Origin of the sequence: Thermogemmatispora aurantia (assembly GCF_008974285.1) — a bacterium.
Classification (GTDB): Bacteria; Chloroflexota; Ktedonobacteria; order Ktedonobacterales; family Ktedonobacteraceae; genus Thermogemmatispora; species Thermogemmatispora aurantia.
This window is the reverse complement of the sequence record NZ_BKZV01000001.1, coordinates 246,517-258,779: the sequence shown is the minus strand read 5'-3', so window position 1 is coordinate 258,779 and position 12,263 is coordinate 246,517. Positions and strand designations below refer to the sequence as shown.

Here is a 12,263-nt window from a genome sequence, read left to right as displayed (position 1 = left end):
AACGGACCAGCAGCGCACCTGGCATCGTGAACATGGAAAGAAAAAATCGTCGTTTACAATGGATACCGCCCTGGGAGATGCCGGCAGACCCCATCAAGGCGGTCTTCTGGTTCCTCTACTGGCTGCTCCGGGTAGTGGTCCGCTTCTACTGGCTCCCCCTACTCGCTGGTGTCATCTATGAGAGTCTGCTCAACGGCCTGATTGGGGGAGGCATCACCCTGCTTCTCGGATTAGTGCTCTGGGTGGCGCTCTTCGCTGCTCTCAGAGTTGTAGAGCTGCTCCGCGGGGTCGCGCACGTGCTGGCCACCGTCGAGCAGCTCCAGCGAGAATTCAGCCTTGTCGACAATGATCCTCTCCCCCGATCCAGTCAAGGCGGGCCAGGCGATGAACCGCGTGTCGTGGAAGGTACCATTGTCTACCTGGATGAGAAGCGGCGTGAGCGAGGAGGCCAGCCTGGGGCCAGCTAGGTGCCAGCCCGGCGCACAGGGACAGGCCAGACATGGTCAGCTCGGGCAAACCCGGCCTCGCTCCTCCTTCCTGCCTGGGGAAGGGCGGGATCCTCAGCAAGCGGTCTGTTTTGCCTCTCTAACTCAGGCCAGTTCTGGGTTAGCCTCTTTCCAGGCCAGCCAGGCCGGATCATTGGGAGCTGGCACGTAGGAGCGCAACAGCAGTCCGTGACCCTCAAGAGAGTAGGGACCAAGGGCGGCTGGTAGCACGACGCTCTGACCGCGTGTGAAGGTCAGGTGGAGCTGCTGAGAGGGACCATAGTGGATCGTCGCCTCAGCACGCAGCGCTGACAGAATCTGGCAGCTGCCTGTCGTCTGGTCGTGGACCTCTCCTTTGAGTGCTAACTCGCGCATCACGAAGTAACGGCAGGCGACCAAACAGCGCTCCTCGTAGCCTGGTCCGCCAGCGAGGGTCACCGGACGGACCTTAATGCGCGCTGAGGGGCCGTAATGGGCTACGGCCAGTGCGCGCTCAATATGCAGCTCGCGTGGCTTCCCCTCGGCGGTCAGGCGTCCGTAGTCATACATGCGATAAGTAATATCAGAGTACTCCTGAAGTTCATAGAGCAGGATGCCTGCGCCGATGGCATGCACCGTTCCAGCGGGGACGAAAATAATATCTCCTGCCTGAACTGGCTCTTCGTGGAGAAGCTGCTCCAGCTCTACCTTCTCGATAGCTGTGGCCACAGCGGAGCGATTGGTGGGGGCGGCAAAGCCGTGGACGATAGCCGCGCCTGGCTCTGCGGCCAAAATATACCAGCATTCTGTTTTGCCGAGCTTTCCGCCCTCGTGCTGAGCAGCGTAAGCATCATCGGGATGTACCTGCACAGACAGCTTCTGATGAGCGTCAATGAACTTGGCCAGCAGGGGGAAGCGCGGACCGAAGATTGCCTCAGTCTGTGGGCCAAGGAGAGAAGACCCAAGCTCTATCACCAGCTGACCCAGCGTTTTCCCGGTATAGGGAGGGTTCTGAGCCAGCGTATTCACCTCAGTCTCCCAAGCCTCGCCGATCAGCTTTGCTGGAGGCAGCTTTTTCCAGCCATCCTCCTCCAGGCGCCGCCCTCCCCAAATGGTCTCGTGGAGCGAAGCTTCCAGGAGGATTGGATGAACGCTCTCCACAGCGCAAACTCCTCCTTAGACTCATCATAAGGACAAGATGCGGATGCTCTTGGAGTGTCCCGGCAGCCGGGCCAGTGTTCAAACCTGCTGCTGGCCCATAGCCAGACAACCTGCAAGCAAGCGCAGTCGAGGTCAGCGACAAAGGGACCTGGCGGCAGAACCCTCACTGCTTCAGCTAAGAGAAGCAGTGGCTGACCCCCGGCTCCTGGCTTCGTTCAGGAACGAAGGCGCATCGTTGTCAAGGGTAGCACCCTCGCCAGTTGCTGTCAAGGTCAAGATGAGGCCTGGCAAGCCAGTCGGGCATGCCTGCGAGTTTGAGCCTGCGCCAGGGTTGAAGAGAGTAAGACCCAAGAGCGAGCGCAGCCAAACCTGCTGATCCCTTCAGGCCCTCCTGCCGGAGGCCGCCGCAGCGAGGGAGGGGAGGAGGGAGGCATTGCAAGAGAGATGCGCCTGTTAGCTCTGCACTCGATCTCAAATCAAATATCGGGCATCTCGGCCCAGCGCATCAGATAGCGCGTAATCGCCTCAATTGCTGGCTCCTCGTAGCCACGCATTAGATGGCGAGCGCCGGTGATTACCTTAATGCCCTTCGGTCCTTTCTGCTGCTCAACGAATGGCTCCAGCTTATAGAGCGGACAGACCTCGTCGAACTCGCCGGTCACAAAGAGCTTGGGGCGCTCAAACTGACGAGGTAAGCCGCCGATAGCCCGAAAGAGTGGCAGGCTGATCGCCACCACTGTGCGGATACGCGGATCGTAAGGAGCATACTGCAGCGCGATATAGGCGCCGAAGGCGTGACCAATGACGCAGAGCTTGGCTGGATTGACTCCGGGCTGGGCCAAAACAAAGTCGACGGCGCCAGCCAGATCCAGTGGCTCCAGGCGGCCATCGGTCTGTTGCCCCTGGCTACGGCCAACGCCGCGGAAGTTGAAACGCAGGGCGATCATACCTTGTTCGGCCAGGCGTCGTGCCAGGAGCAAAGTCAGCACATCCTGCATATCACTACTGGCCGGCTGAGGATGGCAGAGCACAGCGGCGGGGGCCTGACGAGCCTGGCCGGGATAATGGAGAATGCCCTCTAGCATGAAAGAAGGCTGTCCCTTGCTGGGGAAAACCACGCTGCGCTCGGTCGGTGCGGAGGATATGGCCATAGGCTCCCCTTCAAGACTGGCTAGATGTTTCTCGCGCCTGGATGGGCGCTTTTATCTTAGCGCAGGCCGAGCAGCACGTCAACTGCAAAACCTGGAAATCCTCTCTCTCCGTGGCAAGCCTTCTGGCTTGTTTGCCCCTGGCTCCGCTCGCCGTCTCTAGCCTGACCTGACTGGTCAGCAGGTCGTGGCCATCCGAAGCCGGAGAAGAACCTGCATAAGCAGGGGGCAAAAACGGCTGGGCTGGCGGCGCCAGTGCTCCAGCTGAGCTTAACGACCAGACAGGCTGCGTTACAAGGGCATCATGACACTGATGGGAAGAAGGGATAGTCTTACATCTCCTTCTGTATAACATGACAGGAGCATTTGTTAGAACTTTCTTTGCAGATCCATCTGGGGATATTACACTGGATCGTGCAGACAAATGTTGAACTTTCTCGTGCTCAGGTGGATGATGAAAAATTCATCTCTGATGTGTTGACACTGCTTGCTTTATGTGCTAGCGTTTAATATGATGGGGCAAGCAGGTATGGCGCTGTTGCCAGGACCCGTGAGGGGCAGCATGGGTCCAGCTCCGCGGGGCTCCAGCATGTTGACAGCCAGACCGAGGGGACGAGAAACCGCCGCGGCTGATGTGGGGGCTTCCGTCCGTGCTCAAAGTCAGTGCGTTGGCTGGCTGAATGGGCGGTGGAGGAGAAGACATTTGAACTCTACATTATTTGCTCTGTTTGCTCTATGCTCTTGCTCATGCGCGCTGCCTTATCGACGAGGGGAGCAGAGATAGTGGTGGCGGTGCATGAGTCGTAGTCCTCGCCCTGTGCCCGGGGAGCTGCTCGTTTGCCCTGTCGTCAGGGGTCGTCAGTGGCCAGGGTCTATGATCTGTGACAACTGATCCTGCCTGGAGAAAGAGAGGCGGTGAGCAAGCAGGCGTGCTCACAGGAGGCATGCATGCTCACCCCGGGCAGCGAACCTAGAGGTCTCTTACACAGATACCTCTGCACCTCTGTCACACCTCATCACATAGGGCTGTTTTTATTCCTGTGAGGATCAGGTGTGAAAGGTAAAATGTGCTTTCGTTGTGCTAGTGAAGCGTAGAGGCAGGAGCACTTATGGGCAATGTGTTAGTCGTTGAGGACAACAGTCTGATCTCTTGCATCCTTCAGAAACATCTGGAAAGTGATGGAGATCATACGGTCACTGTCCTTCACGGCGAGGATGCTATCCAGTTCGCGCTGCGCAAAATGCCTCAGCTAGTCATTCTCAATATGACAAGCTCCGGTAGTGATGGCGAGCAATTCATCCAGTGCCTGCGCGCGCATGCGCGGACCATGTATATCCCTATCATTGTCGTTGGTGCCGCCAGCGACCCCGGCGCTAAGGTGCGTGCATTCCGTATGGGGGTAGATGATTATATCGCCACTCCCTTTGACTCCGAAGAATTTCTGGAGCGTGTGCGCACACAGCTACGACATGTACAGCAAGTGATGTTATCAAGGCTGATTGATCTCCCTGGGGCATTCCAGGTTGAGATGACTATCAAGTGCAAGCTTACTGGCCAGGAGCCGTGGAGCCTCCTCTACCTCGACCTCGATAATTTCAAAGCCTTCAACGATACCTACGGTTTCCTTGCTGGCAATGAGTTGATCCGTCTGGTAGGGCGCATCTGCCGTCGCGTGGTCTATGAATATGGCAACCTGGAGGATTTCGTCGGCCATGTTGGAGGCGATGACTTTGTCGTGGTCACCACGCCCGACCGGGCTCGCCTGCTCAGTTGTCGCATCATTGCGGCCTACAAAGAGCTAAGTCAACCATTCTATCGGCCTGAAGACCTGAAGCGCGGCACGATCAGCGGCGTTGACCGCAAAGGACGCCCCTATCAGTTCCCGCTCGTCTCTCTCTCGATTGGCATCGTCAACAACCAGCCCTATCTTGCTCACAGTCTGCAGGAAATCAGCTATCTGGTCGCCGAAGCCAAGCGCAACGCTAAGCGTTCCAGCGATAATATTTACTACATCTCGTCGTCTCACGACGTTGCCAACTGCTTCGATCAGCCCCTTGTCTCCGCGCTCCCTCTCTCGGCCAGCACCACTATCCTGCCTTTCTCGGCTCTCAGCTGGGAGTGGGAGTTGAGCAAGCGCGAGCTGGTCCATGCCCTCAGCGGCGAGGAGGCGCGCAGCGACTACGAGCTGCATCTGCGACCCTAGAAGCGGAAGGAACAAGATCACTCTGACTGACTGGTTGACTCTGGGCCGCTTCTGGCCGCAGCCTCCCTCTTTGTGCTATGCTCTCTAGGGGAGAGCCTTGAGGGATGGCTCTGGTGAGTTACGATGAGCAGACAGATGATTGGAGATTCGGGGCAGCAGAGGCTGAGCCGCAGAAGGACGGAGATGCGTCTCACTCGAATCATCCGCTCCTCTCCGATGGAAGAAAGGACGGCTGGGTGCTTCTAGTATGAGTCAGTCGGAAGAGTTAGTTGACGCAGACGCTCAGCGTCAAGCGCGCCGTGAAAACGCGCGGCGCATTATGCGAGAGAGTGATCTTCCCTCGCTCTTGCGCCGGCTCGATCGCGAGTTGCTCAAGGGGCGAGGGCGCTTTGAAGAATACGACACGCTTGTGCTCCTCAAATGGGGTTCAGGTTATACGGGACGCCATATCTGGGTGGAAGTGGTCGAGGATACCATCCGCTTCCGCCTGACACCTCATCGGGTCTGTTCCACCCAGGTGCCCCTCTGTGATGGCGAGTACCACATCTTTACACCCGCCATGTGGCGGGATCGTGCCCTGCTCTGGTCTGAACTCCAGAAATACTATGCCAGGCCGGTGGCCGAAAGCTCCAGTGACTAGGGAGCTACCGCCGCAGAGACCAAGGCCAGGGGCCGCTGGCTGCTATCGGGCCAGGCCCGGGCGCGAGCTGGCGCCGACCCGACGGCCTTGCCTCTCACGGGGTCGTGGGGCCTGGCGCTCCAGGCGCTGCCCTGGCCCTCTCCTGCTGGATCGAGGGTAATCGCAAGGAGGAGAGCCAGGGACATCAGGGCTGTTCCAGGGCCAGCATCTGGATGAGTGCCGCCTGGTGCAGCTGCAGGCTGAAATTCTGGTAGCCTGGCTGAGTATAAAACTCCTCCTGCTCAATCTCGCTGGCCCAGGTGAGGAAATTGAGGAAGACTGTCCCCCACCGATAGGCCGGCTCCCGGCTTGCGTTTTCCTTGCCTCCGCTGGCTGGTGTCCCGTTCTCCTCCTCGCCACGTGCCAGAAATGCCGAGGTCATCAGCAATTCCGCCGCCTGACGATGGAGGCTTTCTAACCAGTGCTGTTCGATTGTCTCGGCCTGCTCTGGATGCACTCGTGCCAGCAGAGCCACGGCCAGAGTTGGACTGACCGCCGGGCGCACATAGCCCCAGATGTAGCGCATTGCCCACTGCTCTGGCGTGTCCATGAGCTGAACGCCTGCCATCTCCTGCAGCAGGCGAGCGGGACTGCAGCGGTCGCGTACTTTTTGCCAGACTTCCTCATTCTCCCAGGTGGTGAGCAGCAGGTGATAGCGCCTGTCGCGGCTGGTGTAGCTGCGCACGCCCAGCAAGCCGGGAGTCGGACGCAGGGTCTCTGTCACTTGCCGCACCTGCGTCTGAGCGTCAAGCTCGTAGGTGGGCCTGATATGGGCCAATGTTACAATTAATAGCTCCATTACTCAGTTCACCACTTGTCCTTAAACTCTCGCCTTGCCCCCCCAATCTCCCTCTTCTCCTTCATTCCTGCTCTTCATCGTCTCCGAGCTTATGGCATTCTTCTCATGTCACCAGGCTGGTCTGATAGCAGGGGATACTGGGGCAATAAGTGATCAGGGCCTGGTGAGCTGGCTGAGTGGGGCGGGGGCAAGAACGCGGCTGTCCTTTGACCAGGCAAAGTGGCAAATGAAACGGCCAGGACGGAAGAGAAGAAAGCAGAGAGGAGAGGGCGACGGCCCCAGCAAAGTGAGCTGAGGCTGACTTGTCGCCCCTATTCTCTCTTACCAGGCAGTACTGACTGTGGTGGGAAGGACAGAGGCCCTGCCTGGTCCCGCCTTGTTGCTTCCCGCTACTGGGCAATCTGAATGCTGCCATCCTGTTGCAGCACCAGGATCGCCGGTGCGGCGCGTGTGCTGGTTACCAGCACATTATCCCACAAGCGCAGTGCGATAGGGCCACTCACGCCGTTGAAGTTCTGGTTACTGATGCGCTGCACGAGCTGGGCAGGCGTAGGGAAGCTGGGAGAAGCCTGAGCCTGACCCTGGCTGCTCTGGGCCTGTTGCCCTGACTGCTGGTTCTGACCGAGGCTTAAGGCCACCATCTCTACCGCATCACCGAAGAGCAGTGCGCCCTGGTCCAGGGCTGCGGCCCCACTACAGAAGCTGCCTGGTGAGGCAAAGAGCGTGCAGAAAGCGGCGTAGAACTGCTTGGGCCAGGGGCTATCGCCGCTGGGAGGGCGAGCGGCGCTACTGACTGTCACATAGATGCGCGGCAGCGTGAGCTGGTTTTGACGCACCCAGGGCACCAGCTTCTGGATGGCCGTCGGCTGGACGAACTCGCCACCGATCAGCAGAATCGGCTGCTGATCGCGTGGAAGTTGGGCGATTGCCTCCGCCAGCGTCATGACATCGTTAGAGAGCAGCGGGGCAAAGATGAGGTCGGGACGGGGCTGGGCCTGCAGAGCATCCTTGAGGCCGGCCAGCAAATCATCGCGCGAGGCTTGGGGGCGCCCATTGGCATCAAGCAGGCCACTAGCTACAGCGGTCTCCTGGGCCACGATGCGTGTATGCCGATGAGCGGTGAAGTACTGGCTAAAATAGCGTGCTGAGCTACTGGAGGAAGGATTGCTCGGGTCATAGAAGATCGCCACATTGCGAGCCCCCAGCTCATTGTAGGCGTAATCGGCTCCTGCTCGACTCTGCGCCGAATCGTCTGCCGAGAAGCGAATAAAAGCGAAGCCGGGAGTGCAATGGCGATAGAGGGAGGTCTGAGAGAGCAAGTCAATGATGAAGAGACCCGAAGCGGTCGGGGCGAGCAGAGGAACACCGGCGCGGCAGAGTACCGGCAGCACCACCTCTGTCAAGCGGCTTGGCGCCAGCCCCAGCACGGCCAAGATGGGCGGACGTCCGGTGACCTGCAGCCCGAAGTTGCCAAAGTTCCCCTGCGCGTTTAGCGTCGCCACAGCATTGGCGATCTGCAGCGCACCCTCCTCCTCGCCTGTTGTGTTGGCAAGCACCAGGTACAGCAAAGGTGCGCCAGGAATCTTCATCTGCGCGCTATTGTACTGCTCCTGACTGATATAGGCTCCCACCAGCTCCTGGGTATAGGCGGCGTAGAGAATATGGCGATCGGTACCGCCCTGGGGATCGGCCACACCGGGACCGCTGTCGAAGCTCACCACAATGATGCCATAGGGGTGGCCTGAGAGGCGCACATGCAGGTCCTCTCGATAAATGGCCGCCTCGGCGCTGTTGCACCCCGTGGTATCGCTGATCGCTACCGCTGCCGAGAGCAGGGCGTCGGCCTTCTTGCTATTGCCCGCTTGCATCGCCTGGGCAGCCTGCCGCTTATCCTGGTAGCCTGCGGCGTTACAGGCATCGAAGACCTTCAGCCCGTCGCTCAGCCCGATACCGTCCGGTGTCGGCAACAGATGCGTATTGGGGGGATGGTAATAGCGAGCGTCATCCCAGCGGATCGCCAGGAATGCGGTCAGAGAGGTCAGCAATAAAATCAGGATCAAAGTCCCGAAGGCCAAAGCACGCGGGGAGATCGGGACCAATCCGCCGCGGAAAAAGCCGCTCATCTGCCACCACATCACGCGGAACGGATCGCGCACCGGGCGGCGCCGATACTTGCGATTGGCCTTTGCCTCCTGACGGAAGAGGTCTAGCAATACCAGACAGCCGGTGTCGCAGACAAGCAAATGGGCTTGAACCTCTGGATAGAGTAAAGCCACATTCTGCCCGCTATCCATCGCCTCGGCGTACTCAGGCAGCAGTTGACGACACTGCTGACAATCGATCAAGCCATCGCCAGCCGAGGGAGGTGCAATGCGGATTGTCTGCTCGGGTGCCTCGGGACCAGGCGAGGGAGAGGAGAAACCTGGCCCAGCCGGTGGCTGCGAGACGGGGGGAGCCACCTGGAAAGGCTCGGCACTGGCCAGGGCCGGCGCGGCTACTGCCGCCTCATTGCCTTCGGAGGCGGCCAGAGGCTCTACAGGAGAGAGGCGCCGCACCTTCTTTTTTTTGCGCTTGGGGCCGCTCGCTGCCGAGGCTTCCTTGCAACGTGGGCAAGAGGCCATATGCTGCCGGGCTGCCTCGACAGCCTCCTCGGGCACGGCCTCGGGGTCCTGCTCGTACTCAGCCAGGACAGAGACAGCGAAAGCACATGCTGGCGGCAGCAATTCGTCCGTTGCCATCAGCATCCTCCAGAAAATAGGCGTTTTCTGCGAATCCTACCTGCTACAACGACCGTCAGTCAGATCAGAGTTCGCGGGCGAGGGAGCGCAGGGCCAGGGTGATTTGTTCTTCCAGCGTCAGGTTCTGGTCCTGGGGCAGGCGAGCGATAGCCGCCTGGGCGGCAGCGGGACTGTAGCCCAAACCGACCAGGGCTTCCAGCACCTCGGAGCGCCGGATACCACCGGCGGAGGCTGTACCTGGGGCTACTGCCGGCACCTTGCCCTTCAGCTCCAGCACCAGACGACCGGCGAGCTTCTTGCCCACGCCGGGGGCGCGGGCCAACAGCTGCACGTCCTCTTGAGCGATGGCACGATAGAAGGTGGGTGCATCGAGCACCGAAAGCAGTGCCAGGGCTACCTTGGGGCCTACGCCGCTGACGCCGATCAACAGCTCGAACATATCGCGCTCGGCCTCCTCGGAGAAGCCATAGAGTGTCAGGCCGTCCTCGCGGACGTGCAGGTGAGTATAGAGCGAGACCTCACTGCCGGGAGTACTGAAACGATTGCGTGTCGAGGCTGGCACAAAGACACGCAGCCCGAAGCCTCCCACGCGGACGATCAGATGGTCCTCGCGCTGTGCCTCAAGAATGCCATGAATACTCGCAATCATCCCTGCCTGCCTATCTCTCCCTCTGCTGTCGTATAGGAAGTAACGCCACTGGCGTGATCTGAGTAACGGTTGCTGACTTTTTGGGGAATGATTACCATCCTCCTGATTCTGAGGAGTGGATCCCCTCTGAAAGGAGGCTGGCTTTGATCAGGTGGGAGCTATAGAGGTGACAGATGGCAACAGCTGCTGCATCTGCTGCATCGTCGGGGCGAGGAATGGAGCGCAGATTGAGCAAAATGCGCACCATCTCCCCGACCTGCGCCTTGTCTGCGCTGCCGTAGCCGGTGACTGCCTGTTTCACCTGGCGTGGCGTATACTCTGCAATCGACAATCCGTGGTTGGCCAGCGCCAACATAGCTACACCGCGCGCCTGGCCGACCATCATCGCCGTGCGGGCGTTTTTGGCGAAAAAAAGCTCCTCCATAGCCGCCTCCGCCGGCTGATGAATGGTGACAATTTCTCCCAGACGCTCATAGATCTGCTGGAGGCGCTGGGGTAAGGGCATGCCGGCGGGCGTGGTAATGACATCGCAGGCGAGCAAGCTAAGCCGGTCGCCCTGGGCCGCTACGACGGCATATCCTACAATGGCCGTCCCGGGATCGATGCCCAGGGCGACCCGCCGCGGCGGAGCCTTCTGAGTCATAGGGTTATGCCGCCTTCCTTGCTGTGCTTCCGGTGAGAGGACAGAGCGGCCACAAGGGTCGCTCTGATCCCTGGCTCGCTGCTGTCACAGGCCCTACTCATAGGAGGCCACCAGTTCGTCAGGAATATCAGCGTTGGAATAGACGTTCTGGACGTCGTCCAGGTCCTCCAGTTTCTCGACCAGCCGCATGAGCTGATGGGCAGTTCTGGCATCATGCAGTTCGACTCGTGTCTTGGGGACCATCGTGCTCTCAGCTTTCAGAATCTTGTAATTCTTCTCCTGGAGAGCCTGACGCACCTTCTCCAGATTGGCTGGGGTCGTGTAGATCGTCAAGATCTGGTCCTCCTCTGAGGACGTCTCCGCATCTTCGGCGCCCAGATCAATGGCCTCCAGTGAGACCTCATCGGGGTCGTGCCCGTCGAGAGCTAGCTCAATGATCCCGCGCGGCTCAAAGATCCAGGAGACGCTACCCGTCTCGCCCAGGCTTCCGCCGTTGCGGCTGAAGGCGTTACGAATCTCTGCGACCGTGCGATTGCGGTTTTCGGTCATCGCCTCGATGAGGATGGCCGTCCCGCCGGGGCCATAGCCCTCATAGGTCACTTCTTCAAGGTTGCTGCCCTCTGCGCCGCCAAGGGCCCGCTTGATGGTGCGCTCGATGTTCTCCATCGGCATGTTGGCATCGCGCGCGCGCTGGATGGCCATGCGCAGACGCGGGTTGGCGGCTGGGTCTCCGCTTCCTCCTTCGCGCACAGCAACTGCGATCTCACGCCCGAGGCGCGTGAACAGTTGTCCCCTGCGCGCATCGTTCACGCTTTTAGCTCGGCGAATCTGTGCCCATTTCGAATGGCCTGACATACCGTTGCCCCCTATCTATCGCAAATGCTCTGTATGAAGAAGGGCCGTTGCTGCCCTGCTTGCTCTATTATTCGTGAGGGAAACCACTGGCTGTATTGTAGCATGAACCAGGGGAAGGCGTCGAGGGGGCTGCTGCCAGCCAGGCAGCGATGACGCGAGCCAGCTCCTCCGGTCGCTCTTGCATCAAAGCATGACCGGCAGCAGGGATGATCTGCAGCGTTGAGCCTGCAATGTGGTTATGAAGATACTGGCTATACTTAACAGGAGTCATCTGGTCTTCTGCGCCTACGACGATCAGGGTTGGCAGCTGGATCTCTCCCAGGCGGGCCATGCAATCGAAGGTGTGGCAGGCCAGCAGGTCGCGGTAAAGCTGAGCAGCGCCGCTGGCTAGCTCCTGTTGAAAGCGAGTGCGCTGGCTCTCGCTGCTTGTCGAGACCAGGCTCCAGGTGGCCAGCGCTTGCAGCGCCTCGGGTGAGCCTGTCCGTGTGGCTTCCAGGAGATCGGCTCGTACGCGCAGGCGGGCGCCTGTGCCGATCAAGATCAGTCCGGCCAGCTCCTGGCCATGCTCCAGGGCCAGGGTCAGTGCAATGGCACCGCCCATCGAGTGCCCGGCGACAATCGGTCTCTGCAGCTGTAGTTCATGGCTCACAATCTGCCAGACGGCCTGAGCGTAGTCGCTCACGCTCACCTCTGCCGGTAGTGTGTCCGCGCGCTGGCCGTGGCCTGGCAGGTCAATGGCAATAGCGGGATACGAGCCGAGATACTCTAGCAGGGCGCTCCAGCTACGGGCGCTCCCACCTGCTCCATGGAGAAAGACAATCGGTTGCTGTACCATCTCTTGACTTACTCCTCTCCTGAGCGTTTCCCCGGGTCATCTTCGGGAACACTCCTTGTCTGCTTGCATCTGGCCGCTGTCTAGGCTA

Annotated in this window: 11 protein-coding genes; 3 read left to right on the top strand and 8 right to left on the bottom strand. The window is 59.7% G+C overall.

Annotated features, from left to right (window positions below):
* The first annotated feature begins 26 nt into the window (after nucleotides 1–26).
* The gene (locus KTAU_RS01015) at nucleotides 27–467 is read left to right on the top strand and encodes a hypothetical protein (protein WP_151726629.1); all 441 of its coding nucleotides are present in this window, start codon (nucleotides 27–29) and stop codon (nucleotides 465–467) included.
* A gap of 123 nt (nucleotides 468–590) precedes the next feature.
* Here KTAU_RS01015 and KTAU_RS01010 read toward each other — a convergent pair whose 3' ends face one another.
* Both KTAU_RS01010 and KTAU_RS01005 read right to left on the bottom strand, forming a co-directional pair.
* Nucleotides 591–1,625, bottom strand: a complete 1,035-nt coding sequence (locus KTAU_RS01010; RefSeq protein ID WP_151726628.1) for a type I phosphomannose isomerase catalytic subunit — start codon at nucleotides 1,623–1,625, stop codon at nucleotides 591–593.
* Nucleotides 1,626–2,101: 476 nt separating this feature from the next.
* Nucleotides 2,102–2,776, bottom strand: coding sequence for an alpha/beta hydrolase (locus KTAU_RS01005; protein ID WP_112427751.1), 675 nt, complete (start codon nucleotides 2,774–2,776; stop codon nucleotides 2,102–2,104).
* A 1,106-nt stretch (nucleotides 2,777–3,882) separates the two neighbouring features.
* Here KTAU_RS01005 and KTAU_RS01000 point away from each other — a divergent pair.
* Together KTAU_RS01000 and KTAU_RS00995 are read left to right on the top strand one after the other, a co-directional pair.
* Nucleotides 3,883–4,977: a GGDEF domain-containing response regulator gene (locus KTAU_RS01000; protein ID WP_151726627.1), complete on the top strand. Its 1,095-nt coding sequence runs from the start codon at nucleotides 3,883–3,885 to the stop codon at nucleotides 4,975–4,977.
* Between the two features lie 247 nt (nucleotides 4,978–5,224).
* Nucleotides 5,225–5,617, top strand: coding sequence for a hypothetical protein (locus tag KTAU_RS00995; RefSeq protein WP_151726626.1), 393 nt, complete (start codon nucleotides 5,225–5,227; stop codon nucleotides 5,615–5,617).
* 184 nt (nucleotides 5,618–5,801) lie between these two features.
* On the opposite strand, the gene KTAU_RS00990 is transcribed toward KTAU_RS00995, so the two are convergent.
* The 6 genes from KTAU_RS00990 to KTAU_RS00965 all read right to left on the bottom strand — a co-directional run bounded on the left by KTAU_RS00990 (nucleotide 5,802) and on the right by KTAU_RS00965 (nucleotide 12,175).
* A complete protein-coding gene (locus KTAU_RS00990) occupies nucleotides 5,802–6,455 on the bottom strand; it encodes a hypothetical protein (RefSeq protein ID WP_151726625.1) in 654 nt (217 codons plus the stop codon).
* 389 nt (nucleotides 6,456–6,844) lie between these two features.
* Nucleotides 6,845–9,193, bottom strand: a complete 2,349-nt coding sequence (locus KTAU_RS00985; protein WP_170292963.1) for an ABC transporter substrate-binding protein — start codon at nucleotides 9,191–9,193, stop codon at nucleotides 6,845–6,847.
* A gap of 64 nt (nucleotides 9,194–9,257) precedes the next feature.
* Nucleotides 9,258–9,842, bottom strand: a complete 585-nt coding sequence (ruvA, locus tag KTAU_RS00980; protein WP_151726623.1) for a Holliday junction branch migration protein RuvA — start codon at nucleotides 9,840–9,842, stop codon at nucleotides 9,258–9,260.
* 91 nt (nucleotides 9,843–9,933) lie between these two features.
* On the bottom strand, nucleotides 9,934–10,485 hold the full coding sequence (ruvC, locus tag KTAU_RS00975) for a crossover junction endodeoxyribonuclease RuvC (protein WP_151726622.1): 552 nt from the start codon (nucleotides 10,483–10,485) through the stop codon (nucleotides 9,934–9,936).
* Between the two features lie 93 nt (nucleotides 10,486–10,578).
* Nucleotides 10,579–11,340, bottom strand: a complete 762-nt coding sequence (locus KTAU_RS00970; protein WP_112427737.1) for a YebC/PmpR family DNA-binding transcriptional regulator — start codon at nucleotides 11,338–11,340, stop codon at nucleotides 10,579–10,581.
* Between the two features lie 67 nt (nucleotides 11,341–11,407).
* Nucleotides 11,408–12,175: an alpha/beta fold hydrolase gene (locus KTAU_RS00965; protein ID WP_151726621.1), complete on the bottom strand. Its 768-nt coding sequence runs from the start codon at nucleotides 12,173–12,175 to the stop codon at nucleotides 11,408–11,410.
* Between the last annotated feature and the right edge of the window lie 88 nt (nucleotides 12,176–12,263).

What these genes read in the sequence shown, in the direction of transcription:
- KTAU_RS01005 (WP_112427751.1), bottom strand. Translation starts at nt 2,776, where the DNA reads ATGGCCATATCCTCCGCACCGACCGAGCGCAGCGTGGTTTTCCCCAGC.
- KTAU_RS01000 (WP_151726627.1), top strand. Translation starts at nt 3,883, where the DNA reads ATGGGCAATGTGTTAGTCGTTGAGGACAACAGTCTGATCTCTTGCATC.
- KTAU_RS00995 (WP_151726626.1), top strand. Translation starts at nt 5,225, where the DNA reads ATGAGTCAGTCGGAAGAGTTAGTTGACGCAGACGCTCAGCGTCAAGCG.
- KTAU_RS00990 (WP_151726625.1), bottom strand. Translation starts at nt 6,455, where the DNA reads ATGGAGCTATTAATTGTAACATTGGCCCATATCAGGCCCACCTACGAG.
- KTAU_RS00985 (WP_170292963.1), bottom strand. Translation starts at nt 9,193, where the DNA reads ATGGCAACGGACGAATTGCTGCCGCCAGCATGTGCTTTCGCTGTCTCT.
- ruvA (WP_151726623.1), bottom strand. Translation starts at nt 9,842, where the DNA reads ATGATTGCGAGTATTCATGGCATTCTTGAGGCACAGCGCGAGGACCAT.
- ruvC (WP_151726622.1), bottom strand. Translation starts at nt 10,485, where the DNA reads ATGACTCAGAAGGCTCCGCCGCGGCGGGTCGCCCTGGGCATCGATCCC.
- KTAU_RS00970 (WP_112427737.1), bottom strand. Translation starts at nt 11,340, where the DNA reads ATGTCAGGCCATTCGAAATGGGCACAGATTCGCCGAGCTAAAAGCGTG.
- KTAU_RS00965 (WP_151726621.1), bottom strand. Translation starts at nt 12,175, where the DNA reads ATGGTACAGCAACCGATTGTCTTTCTCCATGGAGCAGGTGGGAGCGCC.